Origin of the sequence: Sediminibacterium roseum (assembly GCF_009939005.1) — a bacterium.
Lineage (GTDB): Bacteria > Bacteroidota > Bacteroidia > Chitinophagales > Chitinophagaceae > Sediminibacterium > Sediminibacterium roseum.
Window position 1 is genome coordinate 952,067 of the sequence record NZ_JAACJS010000015.1, and the last position, 19,754, is coordinate 971,820.

A 19,754-nucleotide genomic window follows, 5' to 3' on the forward strand; every position below is an offset into this window, starting at 1 on the left:
AAGAGATTGATCACCATTCGTGGCAAGGCAGGAATAAAACTCACTAAAAGTGAAAGTCAAAATAAATATCGGTTCCGGCTACGTAAAAACCAAAAGCCCCTTTCGGGGCCGGTTTCAACAATCAGTTTTCAACAACCTGTGCTATTCTTTCAACAATGACTCAAGCATTTTTTTACCCGCATCATTCTCTGGGTTGATATTGATAGATTTTCGATACATGGAAATGGCTTCTTTTCTTTTGCCCACTTTTGCGAGTGCTTCCCCATAGCTATCATAGGTATTGAAGCTGTTGGGGAATAACAGAGTATTCAGTTTCAAGACTTCTAATGCAAGCTGGTTGTGATTTGCAAATGTTGGTTCATAAAGAAGCTGCAAACCGAGATCGTTCATTTCATCTTCGCTGACATAGTAGTGTGAAGCATCATCTCTTAACTCCTGGAATTTTACATAAGCGATATCCACGCCGTGATTCACCAATGTACTTCCATATGTTTTGACCAGTGATTGTTTCGCAATCTGAAGCGGACGGTTGTTAAGAAGGTTCATTGCATTGATACCGCTTTTATAAAGACTTTTATTAAATGCGTTGTCAAAGAGAACAACAGTTTGTTTTTTATCAATGTTCCGCAACAATAAACTCAATGCGCCAGGTACACCACCGGTATGCCCGACAATCCTTCCATAAGAACTATCCAAAAGAATAAACCACCCGAGTCCATAGGAAGCTTTCTCGCCCCCAAAAGTGGTTTGGACGATCTGTCCATTATTCAATTTGTTGGGTGTAAAAGCTTCATGCTGGGAAGACTGGTTAACTAACTTCCCTGAATAAAGTTCCTGGTCAAATTTCAGCATATCACCCGTTGTTGTTATGATATTCCCATTGCCAACAAAGCCGCTTAAATTAAGCATCCGGACCCTGTGTTTGGGTAAGCTGTCTACATTCTCCAATTCAGTTGAAAAAAGAAATGGATAATCATGATCTACCACACGGTTCCTGTTCTCCGGGTTCGTACTGTCTTTTTGGAAGTATGTATGGGTCATCCCTGTTGGACCAAAGATGTTATTTTGGATGTATGCCTGGAATGTCTGTTTTGAAATCCTTTCTAATAACAAGGCCAGTAGAATGTAGTTGCTATTGGTATATTGATATTTCTCACCGGGTTGAAACTCCAATGGCAGGTTTCCTGTCCTGAGTGCGGGCACCAGGTCCCTGTTGGAAAATACCTTATCGGGATTGTCTCGCACCTGCTGGCGGAAGATGTCAATGTCTGGCAAACCGGATGTATGGGTAAGCAGGTGGCGGATGGTAATAGACGGGTACGGGAAATCAGGAATATACTTGCTGACAAAGTCTTCCAGTTTCAATTTTCCCTTTTCTTTTAGTTGAAGAATTGCGACGGATGTAAAAACTTTTGAAACGGAAGCCAGGGAAAATCCCGACTGCTCCTGGTTGAGTTGCTTGGTAGCAAAGTCGGATAACCCATATGATTTAAAGTAAATAGTTGATCCATTCTCTGCCACACCGATATTGCCGTTAAACTGGCTGTAATTGTATAGCGAGTTAAATAAACTGTCTAATTTCTGAGCGGGACTTTGGGCAAACGTAATAGTCACAATCAGCAGACAGGGAATCAGAGCCTTAAGTTTCATCAGTAGGTAATTTGATTAGAATACAAACCTCCCTGCAATTCGCCCTTTTGCATCTATAGAAAACCTTTTCTTTACCTATAGGGCGGTCAAAACCTTCCCTTTTCAGTAGTTTTATTCAAAATTCCCATGGATAAGGCCTTTTTTGTGCTGAACAATCGGTTCTCAGTCGACGCTTCACTCAACATGCTCACAAACTGTGAAACAGGTTTGCAAACCCGGCTCGAACCAAGGTTGATCCACATTTTACAGATCCTTGCCGAAAATCAAGGAAAATTGGTGCCCCGTGAACTACTGATTTCCAAAATATGGAACGACTATGGTGGAGCAGAGGATGGTCTGCACCAGGGAATTTCAATGTTAAGAAAAGCCCTGGCAGACACCGGCAAACAGGTAATTGAAACGGTGCCGAAAAAAGGCTATGTCCTCCATGCCGTAATAACAGGCAGGCCAACCATGGAGAAAATACAATCACAAACCCAGCAGAAATCTAAAAAGAAAACCCTTGTGATAGCACTGTCGCTCGCCGTTCTCGTTGTAGCAATGCTGTTAATTTTTCAGCAGCGGCAAAACAGCTCTATTGGACACGCCAATCAACCGTCAACTTACTTATCTCCGGATTCCACTGTATCAAAAAACCTGAATGGAAAAAATTATCGGCTGATAGTAGGAAGTTCGGGAAAGATCAGGCTGCTTGAAAACAATCTGCTGATAGCAGACAGCAACCTTGTAAACTACCATGTGCTGATTCAGGAACTCAAAGACAAGCTGACCGCCGAGCAGGATGCGGCCAGGCATTGAATAGTACCAAGCGATCTTACAGCGGAATTACTGCCGCCTGGTAAAATTTCACATGCTCCTTTGACCGAACATAACCCAGCTGGTTCGTTACCAAAGTCGTATCCCCAATCTTGAACGGAGGGATGTTTGCATGATGATGTCCATATATCCAATAGTCTGCTCCGGAGGACATAATCAGCTCATCCAGGTTACTCGCAAACGCTTCATTGATCGCATTGCCCAGGAATTGTGGCGGGTAATTTTGCAACGTAGGAACATGGTGAGTTACGATTGTAGTCTTATGTGCCGGTTCTTCCCAGGAGGATTGAAGAAAGCCAAGACTCTTCAGGTGCAGCCGGTTAACATCTGGAACAGTCAGCCCCCGGTTTTGATACCTGATAATATGGAAGTCATTTACATTCCGGGCAACGATTTTTTCATTCATTTGAGACACATAAGACCACAACGTTGTGAATAAAAATCGTACGCCTGAATGAACCGCAGCGTAGTTGTTGACAAGAAATACATTGGGCCTGATAGTTTCACAAAATGAATCAGGGCGATCGGCTACATTGGCGTGATAGTATTCGTGGTTGCCGGGGATCCAGTATACATACTTCCAATTTTTGGAAACATAACCGAAAAAATCATCGTGCAGATGCACAGAGTTTAGCAGGCAAACATCACCTGCCAGGATAAGAATATCCGCGACAGGAGTTATAGGGTTCCGCCGCAGAAAATCTTTGTTTTCTTCGAATTCAAGGTGCAGGTCAGAGCAGTATTGTACGGGCATAATGGAAACGCAAAATTAGCAACCGGATGACGATCACCGGGCTAATTCTTATAACTCTTAAGAAAAACAGAATACAATCCATTGAAACTGAACGCAAGATAAAATTCAGTAGAACTACGCTTGCATGATCGGAATTTTATGACAATATTGAAGGACCAAAACCCTGCACAATGAAAAGTCTTTCTGTACTGGTCGTAAAAGTTTTCTGCTGTCTCTTGATATCAACGGCAGCCTTCACGCAATCCGGCGATGTGATGACTGTCCACTACATCAACGTTGGCCAGGCACAATCCATGGTTCTTGAATTTCCCAATGGCGCAGTTCTGATCGATGCGGGTGCCCAGCCGGAAATGAAAGAAAATGTACACCTGTTCCTCGACAAATTTTTTGACCGGAGAAAAGATCTCAACCGGACGCTGAATACAGTTTTTGTCACACACCAGCACATTGACCATGACATGGCATTATTGGATGTGGCAGAACATTTTACAATTCTGAATTATGTAGACAACGGCCACAACAATCCCAAAGGAAGCGGCGTAAGACAACTATTGATGCAGCAGTACAAAGGCGAGCTCGGTATCAAGTACGAAGCGATTACATTCGACAAAGTAACCAAGGGTAAAAACAAAGCGGGTTATACCGATCAATTGATAGATGCCGTTGATGGGAAGACCGGTGGTACCGATCCGGAGATCCGCGTATACAGTGGTGCTTTTGCTGAAGGACAAGTCAGTGACCCTAAGGAAAACAACCACAGTCTTATTATCAAGGTAATATTTGGGAAAGCAAGTTTCCTGTTTATGGGCGATTTGGAAACAGCCGGGATCACCAAGGTCCTATCCTGGTATGAGGGCGCGCCGCAGGCATTGAAAGCCGATGTTCTCCAGGTTGGCCATCATGGTTCGGCTAATGCCACCACTGAACCCTGGATCACTGCGGTTCAGCCAAAATACGCCGTGATCAATGTAGGAAATTGGACATTCGGACTAAACCCTGCAGACAGTTCATCGACAAAATTTACGACATACGCGTATGGCCATCCCAATAAAAAAGCGATTGACCTTTTAGAGGCCCATATACCGGGACTCCTGGAAAAACCGGTTAAAAAACACATTGGAATCAAAGGTCAGGATCCGAAAGATCCCACAAAGACCCCTGTGTTCAGAATGGCAACAATTAAGCATAATATTTTTGCTACTGATTGGAACGGAACTGTTTCCATAACTGCAGATAAAAATGCGCATTACACAGTAGTAACAGAGAGGTAACTGGCTTTACAAACCTTTCATTTTTCGTTCCGCCATTTACCGAGCCCATTGCAACCAAGGCCTAAATATCCGTACAGCGAACGGTCAGTGAGCCTGCCCTGCATCATCCAGACGTGTTCCCGCATCAATGCATCGGGCCTTTCTTTCGGGGGCAGCAACAAAAGAGCTGCGTGCTTTTCCAATGCTCGTAGTTGTTCCTGCGCAATCATGAGGTAGTGTTTGTTGAGATCTGCAAACCGGTGTAGTAAATAATCAAGTTCACTGCGCTGGATGTAAACTACCACAGTTTGTTCGATCGCCCGGATGATATACTTAGAGGGCACCGCGTTGAAATAACTTTCCGCTGAGAGGATGAATTCATTCTCGCGTGCAAAATTGATGATCACTTCTTTCGTATCCGTCTCGAAGTATGACTTCATAAGTCCCTTTACAACAAAAGTTAACCTATCGCATACAGCACCTTCCTGGAGCCACACTTGTCCCCTATACAGCGCTTTCGTTTTACTGGCTTTCAGGACAGCAACCGTCGCCTCTGCCGTCAGTGGCTGGATTGAATTGAGATAATTAAAAAATTCAATCATTGAAAATTTCCAAAGTTTACTTTGAGCGTAAATCCAAACGAATTACCAAACGGCGAAACAGCCGCCACAGTTCCAAACGGAACCAGGTAATGAAAATCAATCCCCCAGGATTGATCAAGCACAAATCCTTTGTACCCTACGCCCAATCCAAAAAAAGTCCGGTTCCCTCTGTTCTTATTCTCGATACTCACTCCTCCGCGCAGAAAAAACTCACCCAGGTACCCATACTCCATTCCGGCATTGACTCGTAGCAAACCCAACTGCCCTGGCTCACGAAAAGAAGCCATCATACCTGCTAATATTCCTTTATCAGATGACTCAGAAGGAACGAGTAATTTATGCAGATCCAGCCCCGCCGCAAATACACTCCCATCTTCATCCACACCCGAGTATCCAATACCAACACCCAGGTCCATCGGAAGCGATGTCTTGTCAGATCCATAATTGATCTTCGGCCCGACATTGGAAAGAGAAGCGCCCCATTCTATCCGCCTGTTCACATCTCCCAACTCCGTGAACTGGTAATAGGATACATCACCGCAAAAACTCATTACATTTTTCGGCCCGTCCGTAAAAGCAGTTTGTCCCAGCAAACACATTGCGACAGATACGGAGGCACGCTCATTCAACTGCAGTGCATACGAAGCCCCAACATTGTATTCCCTCGCTTTGTATTCCGCCAGCGTAGCACCATTGTTGTCCCGCACAGCGATCCTGCCAAGATCAAGATAGCCTACGCGTAATCCGATCGCAGAAGTATTGAAAACATTGGCGACATAACCCAGACTTAAGTGCCTTGTATCACTGCTCACTGAACGCATCCACGGCACATAACTTACAGAAGCCTGGTGGAAATTTTGCAGGAAGGCCGTCTTCGCGGCGTTGTAAAACAACTGCTGGTTTTCAGTAGCAGAGGCGATGCCTGTGCTGCCCATCGCGAGGCCACGGCTCGATGTGGGTATCTGCAAAGAAGGAAATGCGGTAATCACAGCGGACTGCGCAAAAACAAAAACCGGTAGAAACACAATCACCAATAACAATCTCATGGTATTACAATTTTAGCAGTTACAGTGTCCGAATGCAGGCCCAGATCATCTTTCACAAACACAGAAATCTTTTGTTCACCCCTCGCGTGAAATACATAATCGACAAAAGCATCGAAAGAATAGAACGGGAGCCCGTTAACATTGAAATAGTATCCATAGATCCTTCCATATTTCTTCGAAGTAGCAGACGCATCCAGGCGGTATGCCCAGTTATCGGTCCGGGAACTGTCAACGAAGGAAACAGAAAGCGAAGCCCGTGCTTTATCATTCGCAAGACAATTCACGATCAGCTGTTTGGTCGACACCCTTTCCAGCTGGTCGAGGAGATAAAAATCAACCGGATAAACACCCGCCATATCGCAATGACAGTAGAGCGAAGTGGAATCACCGGCCACAATAATCGGTTCCGAATCTCTCATCGGTTCCTGCCGGTACATGAAATGAACTTTGCCAGTGGGTTCACTGAACATCATATGCATCACCGGTAAAGAAGGAATGCTTTTCACCCAAAGAATCGGGTTCGGCCATCCCGTAATGTTTAGTGAATCTTTTTCCCGGATATGCAACGTATCGTGATTAAAGGCAAGCACAGGAATTAAGGCCGACGAATAGATCGTTTTGTATTTATCACTGCAGCCATACATTACAACAGCTGCAATTAAAACCAGAGCAAGTTTCATTGAATTAATATTTATAGATTTTATCGTAGTGTTTCTCACCATTGTAAATACCCGTAACGAAATACACAACACCTGGTGCTAAGGATTCGAGTTTGTGTAGTTGAAACAGGTTCTCCCCTTTCTTTCCTGAAAATTCATAAGAGCGGACCCAGGAACCATCACCCGTAAAAAGATCCAGCCTTATCTTTTCATTTCTTTGCAAAATCACCGACAGTTTTAATTCCTCGCGAAAGGGTACAGGAAAGAAATTCCAGTCCTTCAGGTTGCCCGCGAATGGTACATCAGGTATGGAAGGTTTACCGGGCTTACCGATCAAAAGCATCGCCGTAAAATCAGCCTGGCAATTTGTTTCACTCACCGCGCGCAACCTCACCAGCACGGTATCGTGTGTGCTAAAGAAAGCCTGTTCCAGTGAACCGGAAACGGTGACAGCCTTACGGCCATCACCAAAATCCCATTCGTATCGTTCTGTGTTGTTTACTTGCGCGGTAAGTGTTGTTCTACCGCCGTAAGGAATTGCTTTTGGAAATATTGTCAACTCGCCAGCCGGAACCTCAGTATCATTTGCTGTTACAGCAACCGATGTGCTGTCAACGCAACCTTCTCTTTTTACGAGAATACGATACTGCCCGGCTGCAGCCGAAAAACGGTTCGAATTGTTCACTGAATCATAAAGCGGTGGCTCCTTCTGTAAATGCGTCCACAGTATCTTCTCATAAGCCATCAAAGCATTCGTTGGTGTCAGGTACAGGTTTGTCTTACCTCCCTCGCACACTTTCAGCTTTCCGGTAATCACAGGATTTGAGATAGTGCCTGCGGTGATGAGAACCACATTTGAGAGAGCAGCCGCTGTACATCCTTCTGGAGAAGTAACCATCACGGTGTAAGATCCAGCGAGCGTAACACTAATGCTTTGCGCAGTTGATGTCGCAAACAATACGCCGTCACGGTACCAGGTATAGGAAAATCCTTCCTGCCAGTTCATCACGGTGATGTTTCCCGTTTCACCATTACATAGGTGCGTATTCGGCGTGGCAATAATTGCATTCACCGGTTGTGCGTTGACGACTACTTCAACCGATCCCGATGCCGTGTTCGCACAGGTCGCAGTACCTGATTCAGCAACAGAAAGCAAAGTATACACAAAGGATCCTGCAACATTTGTCGGAACAGGCAACGAGACGCTAATCCCCGAGGTTGTCGTGATGGTTTGGTTTGTCCCATCGTTGATGCGGTAAGTGAATGTGTAAGGAGCAACCCCATTAGAACCGGTAAAGGTTACCTTAGGCGTTGCCGCAAATTGACAGACTGCTGTTGATCCAGCAATTGATGCATTTGGCAGATCACGAACCGAAACAGTGGCTGTTCCGGATGCAGTATTGCTGCAGGTAGTACCACTTGATTCTTTTACTGAGATGAGTGTATAAGCAAACGTTCCTGGCGCAGAAGTCGGCACGCTGACAGAAACACTATTGCCAGATGTTGTCGTCACTGTTTGACTCGTTCCACCATTAATACTGTAAGTGAACGTATAAGGCGCAACACCGCCGCTTCCGGTAAAAGTAATGGATGGTGCGCTGCTGTTTTTACAAACCGTAGTGGTTCCGGCAATCGTTGCAGCCGGCAATTCATTCACGGTAACTGTTGCAGTTCCACTCGCCGCGTTATAACACGTTGTCGAACTGCTCTCCTGTACCCCCACCAATTCATACGCAAAGATTCCGAACGCAGAAGTGGGCACAACAACACTTACGCTGTTACCTGACGTTGTCGTAACTGTCTGCGTCGAACCACCATTGATCTTATAAAAGAATGTGTAAGGCGCAATCGCATTATTACCGGTAAATAAAATCGATGGCGATGCGCTGTTCTGGCAAACCGCATTGGTTCCCGCAATGGAAGCCGTAGGCAAAGGATTCACCACGACAGTTGTATTCGCAGAAGTTGCCTGGCAACCATTCGCATCCGTAACGGTTACAAAATAAGTTCCCGGTGTGGTAACGGTGATCGGATTGGTAGTCGCCCCATTGCTCCACGCATACGCTGATCCCGTACTTGCGGAAAGTGTCACCGATCCGCCATTGCAAAACGTAAGTGGCCCCGATGGATTGATCACCGGAGTGACAACAGTATAATAACCAACCGTCACCATCACCGAAGTCGCAGAGCAACCATTTTTTGTTACCGTCACTGCATAGTTACCCGGGCCTACAGATATTTTCTGGGTCGTTTCCCCATTGTTCCAGGAATAGGTTTCATATCCCGCACCCGCATCCAGTGTTTTTAAGCCACCCGGACAAACAAAGAATGAAGTACCCGGTGACGGAGTCGGGCAATTACCCGTTGTGACCACAACCGCATTACTGTTTGCACTATTACTACACCCATTCCTGTCTGTCGCATAATACGTCCCCGCAATGGCAGTGGTCATGCTATTGCCGGTTACACCATTGCTCCAGGTGATATTTGTTCCCGATGAAGTAAACGTTGCACTCTCCCCATTGCACAATAAAAAATTGCCAGGAGGTGTAACAGTTGGCGCGGCTGGTGGAGAGCCCGCAGTGATGGTGATCGAATTACTGTACGGCCCAAATCCACAATCAGTCGCTTCACGCGCAGCATAGGTTCCCGCACTACTTACCGTAATAGAATTACCCATCGCGCCATTGGTCCAGTAGATCGTACCACCTGCTGATGGCGTCGTGCTGAGCGTTGTTGTCGATCCATTACACAATGATGTTCCACTGCTGCTCGTAACTGTTGGGGCTGGCGCAATGGATTTTGTCGTGAACGTTATGACATTACTCTGCAACGACGTTCCGCAACTGTTCGATTGTGTCGCATAAAAAGATCCGGCAGTGGAAACTTCAATACTTGTTCCCGACTGCCCTGTATTCCAGGTGACGGGCGCTGTCGGGTTGGTCACGTACACCTGCGCTGTCGCTCCGGGACAAAGTGGTGTTGAAATATTGGTCGCAATAATCGGTGCCACAGGTCGCGCACCGGTTGTGATCACAATTGGGTTACTTGCCGCAGAATATCCGCAGCTATTATTCGACTTCACGGTATAGGTTCCTGCAGTATTTACCGAAAGTGCATTACCTGAATTATAAGGTACATCATCCTTGTACCAGGTAAAGGGTGCAGAACCACCTGCATACAATGTGGTCGATGAACCATTGCATAAATTACTCGCACCGGAGTTCACCGCATTCGGTGCGGATGGAGAATTAAGTGTGGTAAAACCAACCGCATTACTCCACGCACTAGTTCCGCAACCATTACTCGCGCGCGCAGTGTAAGAACCCGCAGCGGATACAGTAATGCTGTTACCTGTCATGCCATTGCTCCAGGTGATCGTTCCGGAAGGAGAACCCTGCACAAAAATCACAGCTGATGCACCATCACACAATTGCGAAGCAGTATTGGTCACAATCGTCGGTGTCGTTGGCGACGATCCCGCACTGATCACAATCTCATCAGTGGTCGCTGACATACAGCCATCATAAATCGCCGCCTTGTAAGTTCCAGGTATTGTTGTCGTAACAGCTGAACCCGTTTCACCCAACTCAACATTGTCGCGATACCAGCGGTAATTATACGTACCGGAATAATCTGGTGATGTGGAGATAAAAGATGCATTGCCATTACAGAGTGAAGTCTGCGATGCATTTATCGAAGGAGCCGTCATACTTCCCGGATGCAGGATGGGATTGATTAAATCCTTGTATGCTGTTTCAAGTGAGGTAACATTGATCTGGTCGATTGCTTCCATCGTAAACGCGAACTGCATGCCCGCGTGATTCGGGAATACGCCAGGCGGCATATTGAATGAGGTCTGGAGCAATCCACCTTCATTCGGTAACGAAGGATCATACGTGTTCTCCAGAATCATTGGGTTGTACAATCGCGATCCATCGAAGTAGGTTGAATTGATGGTGACAAAACTGGTTTGCAACGAGCCGGATACATCACGGATTGTGTAAGTACCGATCGGCACATAACTTGTACCGCTTTTGTAATAAAACCGGTAGGTCATCCCAACAAAATGGTATCCTGAATAAGTGTTATTATTCGCACGTATCGTACCACCTATCTGCGCCACACCAAAGACATTACAAAACTGCCGCGTGTCAACGGTCGTAGCGTGATTGGTATAAGTGAACTGTGCATTTACTCGACACAGGTAACAAAAAAGTAAGAACAAAACACACCATACATACTTCCACATATACTTGATTGATTAATTGCTGAAACTGTATTTAAGACCGACACCAAAGACAAAAGAGGTGCGACCAAGCAAAGCATTGAAAAAATATTTTTGATTGGCGAATGCAGTGAGGGAGAATGCCTCGGTTAAAACCAGCTCGGCCGCGGCTTCCCCACAGACACCGTAATTGAGCCGTTGCGCGAAAGAGAAATTGCGGTACACCCAGGGTTCTGATTCGAGTTGTACAGTCGGTCCTAAACCAACACGGAACGGATCAAAAGGATATTCAGCCAGCACATCAATGCCAAATGCCGAATAGTCCAGGTGATTTCTTTTTGATTTTTCGAGAAACAATTTCCCGGAAAACTGGAACGCGTAATTGGTTGGATGCTGGTATCGTAGTGAAACATAATCACCGGGAAACACAGTCCTGCCACCACGCAATTCAACAGCGCCAAAATTCGCCTGCGCATGTACACCGGTAAAAAACAGGACTGCGATCAGGGCAAGCCAAGGCCCCTTACCGCAGCGCGGTATTCTGTCACAAATTGCCATAGTAGTTTGGGTATTGTGTCAAACATTTTGACACACCAAAACTACCAGCGCTCTTAAGGGAGAAAGTTGATGGTAGTCAACAGAATGGAAAATATAAATTGATATCGGTCAATAAAAAGACAAGAACGTTTATCACACTTCAGTCCATATCCCTACAGTTGCCATTCCCTCCATTGAGGTATCTTTGTGGTATGGCAGTACACAACCCGGTATTAATAGAAACGATCAAGGAACTGATCCTTGTTGCGCTGGCTACAGAGGAAGATCTGATGGAGTTATTGGTATTAAAAGGAGGTAATGCGATTGATCTTCACAATGACGCTCATTTGGGGCACCTTTCGCGCGCTTCGTTTGACCTGGATTTTTCCATCGAAGGGGGTGATTTTGATGACTGGCCCACGGTAGAAAGACGAATGAAAACAGCATTGGAAAATACTTTTTCAGGAAAGGACCTTGTTCTTTTAGATTTTGTATTTGAACCCCAACCGAAAACCGCATCCAGGAATGCGGAGATGCAGGAATTCTGGGGTGGCTACAAAGCGACATTCAAAGTAATAGAAAGAAAACTGTTTGAACTGCACCAGGGAAACCTGGAAACCATCCGTCGCAACGCAGTGGTTTTGCGCAAAAATCATTCGACAGTTTTTGAACTGGAGTTCAGCAAATTTGAATATGTTGGAGGCAAACAGGCAATAACGATCGATGGATTTCCCATGTATATTTATACGCCGGTAATGATCGTACTTGAAAAAGTAAGAGCCCTCTGCCAGCAGTTGCCGGACTACGCTTCTGTTATTCCTGTATTTCACGGAAGGCAACGTGCCAAAGACTTTTACGACATCTGGCTACTGATGCAGACGCATCCCTTTGATCCGGCTGATCCTGTCAATAAAGAAACATTGATACGAATCTTTGCAGCGAAAAAAGTACCGTTGAGTTACATCAAACAGTTGAGGGAAAATGCAGGTTTCCATAGGGATAACTGGAACCAGGTAGAAAACACGGTGGAAGCTTCTGAGAAATTACAGGGGTTTGATTTTTACGTAAACTTTGTTACTGATACGTTCGAGCCGCTTACATTCCCTTAGGATAGTACAGCTTCCACTCTTTCGAATAATCGGTTTCTCCCATTTCATAGGTGAGGTAAAATTTGTATTTCATTTCTTTTTTCCGCAAGGCCTCTAAACGGGGATGCTCGCCGCCTGCGCGTTGGAGATAAAACCCGATCGACTGGTGATACGGGTACAGAAAATCCATCTGGTCAAGGTAGACCAGTAGTTTGCGCATGGACAGCGATCCCGATTCGATAGCATTTTTGTAAGCTTCCAGCACGGAATCAACACCACCTGCATAATTGGGACGCACTGCAATATCAATGAGTGTACGCTCCAGGGATGTTACCGGCAGATCGTCCATCGCAACGACACCTACCCTGTTTGTGTACATACCATTATGGAGAACGATATTGAGATCCTTGTAGACAGTCTTGTTATTAGATTTTCTTTGTGGCTGCGAGAAAGCATAATCGATGTTCTCCTGCTCCATTTCCAGATCCTTACCTCTTTTCCTGCTTTGTTCAAAACTCACGTAAATGGTTTTGGGCACCTGGTTGGTCAGGCCATTCATAGAAACAGCGGTATAATGCGATAAATAGGATTTGGGTGCGAGTGAAAGTGCGACTTGTAAGGGTGTCGCATCTGGTGAAAAATACCGGTCTTTTTTAGTACCCTGTTCTTCGAATTTTATTTCTTCATGCGCCAAAACACCCCTTTTCTTCAGTTGGTCAATAAAGCGTGGCAGGTACATGGTTGCGGGCAGGTTCCAGGTGCCACGGTAGGTATTGAATGCTTCTTCAAGATCTGCTTTGGTAAATACTTTTTTAGGCCCATTGTTGAAATAAGCTTTGATATTATTTTCTGCAATGACAAATCTTGATTTATTAGCCATAAGAGCTGAAGATATACTGTATATATACAGTATATCTAAGTTAGTCATTTTTTTTGACATCAACCAGGGGTACCCCCTACTTTAACATTGTCAACCCCAATAAATAAATGAATTATAGGATTAATTCGGCCACCGTACAAGTATATATACTTGTACGAAGTTAAATGTTTCATTTGAAATAAACGCCCCGGAGCAATATTTTTTTCTATTCTGATTCAATACTGAAAGGATATATCCTTTCAGTAAAGGTAAATAATACATTTTACATTTCCAAATTTGGAGTCGGAAAAAGTCAAAAATTATCAGGTTTACGTTTGTTAAGAAATGCTGCGGACGCACCAACAAGCTACTTTTGCTGCCATGATAATCACCTGCACCAACTGCCAACACAAAACAGACCATCCAGAAAATCGTGCTTTTACAGAAGAGGACAGCAAAACGCCCTGTGCCGTATGTGGTCACACCGTAAAATCAATTGAAATTTCCATAGACGACAGTCTGCTCGTGAAGGAAGATGTTATGATTAAAAAAATCGACCCCAAGCTACCCAGCAAAAAAAAGGTACTGAGCACTACACAATCGGGCGATGAATACCACCGTAATTCGGGCACCTGGCAGGAAAGGACAAGGATCATCGATAGGGAAAACAATCTGTATTATGAGAAGATTGAAAACAAGGAAATCAATTTCTCCAAAGAGGTGTCAGAAAAGCTCACCGATCACCAGGGCCATGGAAGTGCGAAGAAAAAATAGCGGATTGTAGCTGATTGAAATATCAATTGTGCCAAGTAAACGGCGCAAAATACTTGACAAATACAGGCTTTACCCTATTCCTCCACCCTCTGATCCCTCTTGATAAACGGGAAATGAATAATAAACCAGAGAACTTTATTATTCATTTTTAAGTTTATCGTGTTGAATAACATAGGGTTAGAAATCATTTTTATTAAGTACGCGTTGGCTCTCATAATACCTGCAAACACGATTAAATAATAAACATTGTCAATCAGAGAAGCTCTGGCATCATTTGGAGCAGCTCGATAACATCGTTTTGTTCCAGCTTTCTGAACTCCATGTTTTTAAGATTTAATATGCCGCTCCGGCCCGCCTCAAATACTGCGGTGAATTCGTTCAATGGAACTCCATATCCAAACGGCGCGCCGGTATTATAAAAGTTATTGTCCTCAATTCTGCATAAGTTCCAGACTCCATAAAGATCATCGGCACTGGAATGAATCAATACAACGTTGAAGCCAGGCTGTTTCTCATAGTGCGTATGGAGTATCGAAACCCTACCATACGCGCTTACTCTGTCCAGTTCGATGTGCGAGGGTAATGGGGGGCTGAGCACATAACCATACTCCCTTTGCTGTGCATACAGAATAGCTTTTTTATGATTTTCGATGAACGTGTCTCGATCAAACCAGGTAAAGTTCAACAACAGATTCATTTGGCCGAAACTGATTCTCAACTCCTTGTTATGTGCCGACATGCCCGGCCCCTGCGGAGTTCCGATATAAAATTCCTGACCTACTAATTGATCATTCAATATCTCAACAACGGTCTTAAACTCCATAAACAAACTATCAATCGAAGCAGCGAGTAGCATATCCTTAACTCTTTCTTGTTCAGCAATACGTTCTTTAGTTGCTTTGGCATCTGCCTCACGTTGGTTGAGATTATGCACTGCCTGTAAGATCCCACTGACGTCTATTACCTTTTCCTTTTGTGAAGCTGCCTGCTTTTCAAACATCTCTTCAATTTCCGCAACACTTGCAAACCTGGAGTTGATGCTTTTGTCACTCATTTTCCTAATAATCTCCGCAACATATATGGGCACTTCATTTCTGACAGACCGCACGGAAGGCATTTGTTCAAACAGATGCTGACGCTGAAAATCTGCTTCTGTTGGCCCGTTAAATGGGCAGTGGCCCGTAAGCATTTCATAAAAAATAATCCCGAGACTGTAAATGTCCATTTGCCGGGTATTCGGATCATTCTTCCAGCATTCTGGAGACATATAGGGATAGGTTCCCCAGCCCTTGAAGGTTTTGGTTCTTGTTTTTTCTGCAACTAACCTTGCTATTCCAAAATCACAGATCTTAAGTTTTCCATTATCGCCGACGAGAATATTATGAGGCTTAAGATCTCTGTGAATAATGTGCTCGTGAGCGTAGCGCAGTCCTTCGAGCAACTGCCTGAAATCATCAACAACAGATTCTACGGGTCGCTCCCCTTCTGCAATAACTTTAGACAAATTTCCAGAACGGCAGTATTCCATTATACTATAGAAATGTAGACCGCTCAGATCCTCAAACTTTCCATAGAAAAAAGTCTGTATAATGTTGGGATGATCTAATGAAATGGCGATCTGAAATTCCTGTTCTAATAATTTTTCTTCATCCTCACTGGTTACCGGAAGGACTTTGACGACAACTTCCATGTTGTTGATCACATCCGTTGCGGTGTAGAGAATGGCTCCCATACCACCCCGGGTAAGTCCCTGCAGTTGCGCGTACTGTTCTTCTGAATCAGGGCCCGGTAATGAATGTGGATATGCCATAGAGGTAAGCTTACTTGATAGCCAAATTACTTACAAATCGTCTGACTTTCACGCGAATAAAATTTCCGAATTCCCTTAGTATTTTCCGAATCCTTCTTACGGATGGTTGGTTTTCAACAAAATAGAACGCTGACCAATAACTTTCAAAATTTCCAAAAAGACTGGCAGCGATCAATCAATTCCTTCCGGTGTCATCCGCGGATAGGTTTCTGTGAAACTATCCTGCTTAATCTATTCCTGATCTGAACTTCCCCCCATTCCACCTGCTCACCGTCGCTCTATCCACCCCCAGGTAATCCGCAATCATATACTGCTTAATTCTTTTGTCCTTCAGCATCCATTCACACAGCTTCGGCAACTTGGCCAATCGCTCCCGGGCGGGCAGAGCCTGCAACAGGTAATGCATTTCCAGCTGCGCCGATTGAATCTCAGTGATCCGCCGCAGATGCACATGGAATGACGAATGCTTTTCAGCAATCCACTCAGCATCCCTGCGCGAAATTTTCCAAATCACAGTTTCATCCAGCGCCACGATCGCAAGTCGTGACGGTACAGCAGGATAACTACCACGCCCGATCATTTCTCCTGCACGCAGAAAGCAGATAATTCGTTCATACCCACCCGGAATATCATAACACAGTTTGGCAAAACCTTTCTCAACAAACGCAATCCAGTCGCCCGCATCACCCACACTCAACAGCGGCCTGTTCTTCCGGAACGACTCTCTATGAACTCTCCCAACAAGCGCCGCCTTCAGTTCATCCGAAAGCGGGTGGAGCGAATCAAGATATTGAAATAGTTCATCCATTGGATATCAGCTTTCATGCGGGCACGAAAAAAGGACGGGCTGAGGGCCCCGTCCTTAACCAAAACCAACCGTGCCTCGGGGGGTAAGACGAAGTAAATGTAGCCATACAGGTAAGGGATTAAGTGGCGGAAACCCCGCAACGACTGGCGGCTTTTACGCATTCTTTTATATCCCGCTATCATCCGGTATCACCAGCTTATTCTTAACAGCATACATCACGATACCTGCAGCAGTCTTCACACCCATCTTTTCCATGATGTTCGCTTTGTATCGCTCCACAGTCCGGTTACCCAAACAGAGTTCGTCAGCAATTTCTTTGACGAGCTTGTCTTTGCAGAAGAGCGCGATGATCTTTTTCTCATTCGTATTAAACAGTTCCGTGCGCTGCATGCCCGGCACAAACGAACTCTGGTGGATCATGCGCAAGACACGTTGCGAAGTGGAATCGCAATAATGCGGTTCACCGCGGAGTGACTTTTCGATGGCAAGAAAGATGACTTCCTTGTCCATGATCTTGTTCACATAGCTGAAAGCACCGGCTTCAAGGGAGTTTAAGATCAGGTGATCACTGTCGAAGTTCGTAAGCACAATACAGAGCATGTCCGGATCATTTCGCCTGATCTGTTCGATCGCGTCGATACCGTTCATAACGGGCATACTGATGTCGGTGAGTACTATGTCAGGCTTGTATAGCCTGGCACCGCGAACAAGTTGTTCTCCGTTTTTGAAAGTAGCGACAATCTCATAGTCAGGGTGATTGGAAAATGCAAGCAGCATACCATCTATAAATACCTGGTGATCATCGGCAAGGATGATTTTGATCTTATCATTCATTGGTCAGCTCTTTGATCGGGATGTTGATGAAATAATGTGTGCCCGTGGTTGCGTTTGATTCAACCATCAGTACAGCGTGTAGCACGTCAAGCCTGGAGCGTATGTTCTTGAGCCCTGAACTGTTCTTTTTCTTTACAGCGGATTCAAAATCAAAACCCTGACCGTCATCCCTGACTTCAACAAGCAAACGGTTGATTTGCTGTGCGATGCCGATTTCAATCATACTTCCACCAGCATGTTTGACGGCATTGGTAACCATTTCCTGGATCACCCGGTAAACAAACATTGCTTTTTGCTTATCAAACCTGGTTCCATCAAATACAGCTTTGTAATACACATCCATCAGGGCTGTTGCATTCATTCTTTCCACGAGCGCCTCAACCGCTGCATGCAGGCCGCCGGTCTCGATTTCCCTTGGCACGAGATTAAAGGATACGGTCTTGACGGTAAGGATGGATTGCTCTAAAAGATGGGTGGAGTTTTCAATCAGGCCGTTACCGGGTTGCTTCAGCAACAACTCACGCAGGGATAGCTTTAAACTGGTTAATACAGATCCGAGATCATCGTGAAGATCAGCAGCGATTTTCCTGTTGTTGGCTTCGGCATTGCATTCATCCTGGAAAGTTTTTGTGTTCATCAGTTTCCTCTTTCTTCGCAAGTGATAAAACACCGAAAAGGCAAACGCAAACAACATCAGGGTTAATGTGATTAATGCGGTGAGGTAAGAATAGAACGGGTGGGTTTGGTCCTGTAACATATAAAAGCGATAGCGATCAGTAGATTAAGTAGAATACTTAAGGAACATTGGATGTACCAGAATTTGGCCGAATAGGGATACTTGCTTTTGATGTCGAACAGATCAAAGGATTCGATAAACGCTTTGTAAAAAAAATAAACAACAAATCCTGTCTTGATCAGCATACGTGAAAAAATGATGGAACTCTCACGGTTCAGCAACGTGAAGTTGATCTGGTCAACGCATACAAAAACCAGTAAGATGGAAGAAAGTACCCTGAACATCGAACTGTACTCTGCAAGTGAATGGGCGATGTAATAATCAATGATCCAGACAATGATCCCCATAACAAGAATGATCTGGTGAAAATAATTTTTTCGTGTAGAGGGCCATTTTTTAAACACCAATACAAGTAATACAAACTCGATGAGCTGATAAATATTACTCACCAATGTGTTTGTCCCTACGTGACTGATCGAACAATAGCTCACCAGGTCGCTCAAGCCACCGACAACGAGAAAGACCACCAATAACGAAAATTTCCGCCAGATCGCGTGCCGCTTCCAGATAGCAACAGTTATCGGAAACAACACGGAAAAGGCGGAAAGATGAGATAAATAATAGACTGTCATCAATTGTTGTTCAAAGGTGATTCCGGCGGACAGGCCGGAGGACACTTGTATGAATTCTCCAGGATGTATTCATCCGGATCATCTTCTTCATTTTTGTTGTTTCTGTTTACGCCCGGCAACATATCATTGCCTTCAGCGTCAGCGGCCACAAGAACGGCGCATACGCTGCCGTCTTCTTTTTCGCCATAATAAATGCGCAGCTTGTCAGCTCCGTGCGCCTGGAGCATTTTTCTTACAGAGTCTTTTTCGAAGGTTTCGCAAATCGGCATATCCGCAGGGCGGTTGGCCTGGAAACGGGACGTCAACTCGATCGCTTCTTCCAGCGAAATGGAATGTTGAATGGGGGTCATAGACATAGTATTTTATTTGAGGTGCAATACTAGGTCTGAACTGGCGGTTGTATTGGCGGGTTTTACCTTTTTAGTGGCGGGTTCTACGCAATCTTCTTATTTCTTCTGTGAACGGACTTTGATATAACCGGTCAGCATGAGACCATGTAAGATACGTGCATAGGTTTCATCTTTCACAGGAAGACAGTTGGTAAGGCTGTGTAATTCAATCAGGGTAATTTTCCCTTTTTTTTCGTGGATTGTGACAGTTTGCGCATTCATAATTTGATATATCGGCGAAGATAAATCAATTGCACCTTAGTTAAGCAGAATATAACACTT

At 44.8% G+C, this 19,754-nt stretch carries 18 protein-coding genes; 4 read left to right on the top strand and 14 right to left on the bottom strand.

All coding sequences use genetic code 11. From position 1 onward, the window contains the following. Positions 1-141: 141 nt before the first annotated feature. Positions 142-1,650 (bottom strand): serine hydrolase domain-containing protein, encoded by a 1,509-nt coding sequence (locus tag GWC95_RS15355; protein ID WP_161819594.1) that lies wholly within the window; start codon positions 1,648-1,650, stop codon positions 142-144. A 126-nt stretch (positions 1,651-1,776) separates the two neighbouring features. Between GWC95_RS15355 and GWC95_RS15360 the strand changes: the two genes are divergently transcribed. Continuing rightward, positions 1,777-2,448, top strand: a complete 672-nt coding sequence (locus GWC95_RS15360; protein ID WP_161819595.1) for a winged helix-turn-helix domain-containing protein — start codon at positions 1,777-1,779, stop codon at positions 2,446-2,448. 16 nt (positions 2,449-2,464) lie between these two features. On the opposite strand, the gene GWC95_RS15365 is transcribed toward GWC95_RS15360, so the two are convergent. After that, the gene (locus GWC95_RS15365) at positions 2,465-3,220 is read right to left on the bottom strand and encodes a metallophosphoesterase (RefSeq protein WP_161819596.1); all 756 of its coding nucleotides are present in this window, start codon (positions 3,218-3,220) and stop codon (positions 2,465-2,467) included. Between the two features lie 170 nt (positions 3,221-3,390). Here GWC95_RS15365 and GWC95_RS15370 point away from each other — a divergent pair, with 170 nt between their 5' ends. Next, positions 3,391-4,491, top strand: coding sequence for a ComEC/Rec2 family competence protein (locus GWC95_RS15370; RefSeq protein ID WP_161819597.1), 1,101 nt, complete (start codon positions 3,391-3,393; stop codon positions 4,489-4,491). Between the two features lie 17 nt (positions 4,492-4,508). Here the strand turns inward: GWC95_RS15370 and GWC95_RS15375 are convergent, their stop codons facing one another. From GWC95_RS15375 to GWC95_RS15395, 5 genes are all read right to left on the bottom strand, one after another. Next, positions 4,509-5,072, bottom strand: coding sequence for a Crp/Fnr family transcriptional regulator (locus GWC95_RS15375; protein ID WP_161819598.1), 564 nt, complete (start codon positions 5,070-5,072; stop codon positions 4,509-4,511). Continuing rightward, a complete protein-coding gene (locus GWC95_RS15380) occupies positions 5,069-6,118 on the bottom strand; it encodes a PorV/PorQ family protein (protein ID WP_161819599.1) in 1,050 nt (349 codons plus the stop codon). Before GWC95_RS15380 ends, GWC95_RS15375 begins: the two co-directional genes overlap by 4 nt. Next, entirely contained in the window at positions 6,115-6,798 is a 684-nt protein-coding gene (locus GWC95_RS15385; protein ID WP_161819600.1) for a hypothetical protein, read from the bottom strand. Before GWC95_RS15385 ends, GWC95_RS15380 begins: the two co-directional genes overlap by 4 nt. A gap of 4 nt (positions 6,799-6,802) precedes the next feature. Next, complete coding sequence (locus GWC95_RS15390; protein WP_161819601.1) at positions 6,803-10,903, bottom strand: beta strand repeat-containing protein; 4,101 nt, start codon at positions 10,901-10,903, stop codon at positions 6,803-6,805. A 138-nt stretch (positions 10,904-11,041) separates the two neighbouring features. Then, positions 11,042-11,563 carry a hypothetical protein gene (locus GWC95_RS15395; RefSeq protein WP_161819602.1) on the bottom strand — a complete coding sequence of 174 codons (522 nt, stop codon included), beginning with the start codon at positions 11,561-11,563 and terminating at the stop codon, positions 11,042-11,044. 191 nt (positions 11,564-11,754) lie between these two features. Here GWC95_RS15395 and GWC95_RS15400 point away from each other — a divergent pair, with 191 nt between their 5' ends. Further along, positions 11,755-12,651 (top strand): nucleotidyl transferase AbiEii/AbiGii toxin family protein, encoded by an 897-nt coding sequence (locus tag GWC95_RS15400; RefSeq protein ID WP_161819603.1) that lies wholly within the window; start codon positions 11,755-11,757, stop codon positions 12,649-12,651. Here GWC95_RS15400 and GWC95_RS15405 read toward each other — a convergent pair. Next, positions 12,638-13,510 carry a type IV toxin-antitoxin system AbiEi family antitoxin domain-containing protein gene (locus tag GWC95_RS15405; RefSeq protein WP_161819604.1) on the bottom strand — a complete coding sequence of 291 codons (873 nt, stop codon included), beginning with the start codon at positions 13,508-13,510 and terminating at the stop codon, positions 12,638-12,640. The two genes, GWC95_RS15400 and GWC95_RS15405, sit on opposite strands and share 14 nt — an antisense overlap. A 324-nt stretch (positions 13,511-13,834) precedes the next feature. Between GWC95_RS15405 and GWC95_RS15410 the strand changes: the two genes are divergently transcribed. Beyond that, a complete protein-coding gene (locus tag GWC95_RS15410; RefSeq protein WP_161819605.1) occupies positions 13,835-14,263 on the top strand; it encodes a hypothetical protein in 429 nt (142 codons plus the stop codon). A gap of 253 nt (positions 14,264-14,516) precedes the next feature. Here GWC95_RS15410 and GWC95_RS15415 read toward each other — a convergent pair whose 3' ends face one another. From GWC95_RS15415 to GWC95_RS15440, 6 genes are all read right to left on the bottom strand, one after another. Next, entirely contained in the window at positions 14,517-16,073 is a 1,557-nt protein-coding gene (locus tag GWC95_RS15415) for a serine/threonine-protein kinase (RefSeq protein ID WP_161819606.1), read from the bottom strand. Positions 16,074-16,299: 226 nt separating this feature from the next. After that, complete coding sequence (locus tag GWC95_RS15420; RefSeq protein ID WP_161819607.1) at positions 16,300-16,881, bottom strand: Crp/Fnr family transcriptional regulator; 582 nt, start codon at positions 16,879-16,881, stop codon at positions 16,300-16,302. Between the two features lie 165 nt (positions 16,882-17,046). Further along, on the bottom strand, positions 17,047-17,715 hold the full coding sequence (locus GWC95_RS15425) for a response regulator transcription factor (protein WP_161819608.1): 669 nt from the start codon (positions 17,713-17,715) through the stop codon (positions 17,047-17,049). Beyond that, the gene (locus GWC95_RS15430; protein ID WP_161819609.1) at positions 17,708-18,352 is read right to left on the bottom strand and encodes a sensor histidine kinase; all 645 of its coding nucleotides are present in this window, start codon (positions 18,350-18,352) and stop codon (positions 17,708-17,710) included. The genes GWC95_RS15425 and GWC95_RS15430 overlap by 8 nt, the downstream gene beginning before the upstream one ends. A gap of 71 nt (positions 18,353-18,423) precedes the next feature. Further along, positions 18,424-18,900 carry a hypothetical protein gene (locus tag GWC95_RS15435; protein ID WP_161819610.1) on the bottom strand — a complete coding sequence of 159 codons (477 nt, stop codon included), beginning with the start codon at positions 18,898-18,900 and terminating at the stop codon, positions 18,424-18,426. A gap of 182 nt (positions 18,901-19,082) precedes the next feature. Then, positions 19,083-19,433 carry a hypothetical protein gene (locus GWC95_RS15440; protein ID WP_161819611.1) on the bottom strand — a complete coding sequence of 117 codons (351 nt, stop codon included), beginning with the start codon at positions 19,431-19,433 and terminating at the stop codon, positions 19,083-19,085. Between the last annotated feature and the right edge of the window lie 321 nt (positions 19,434-19,754).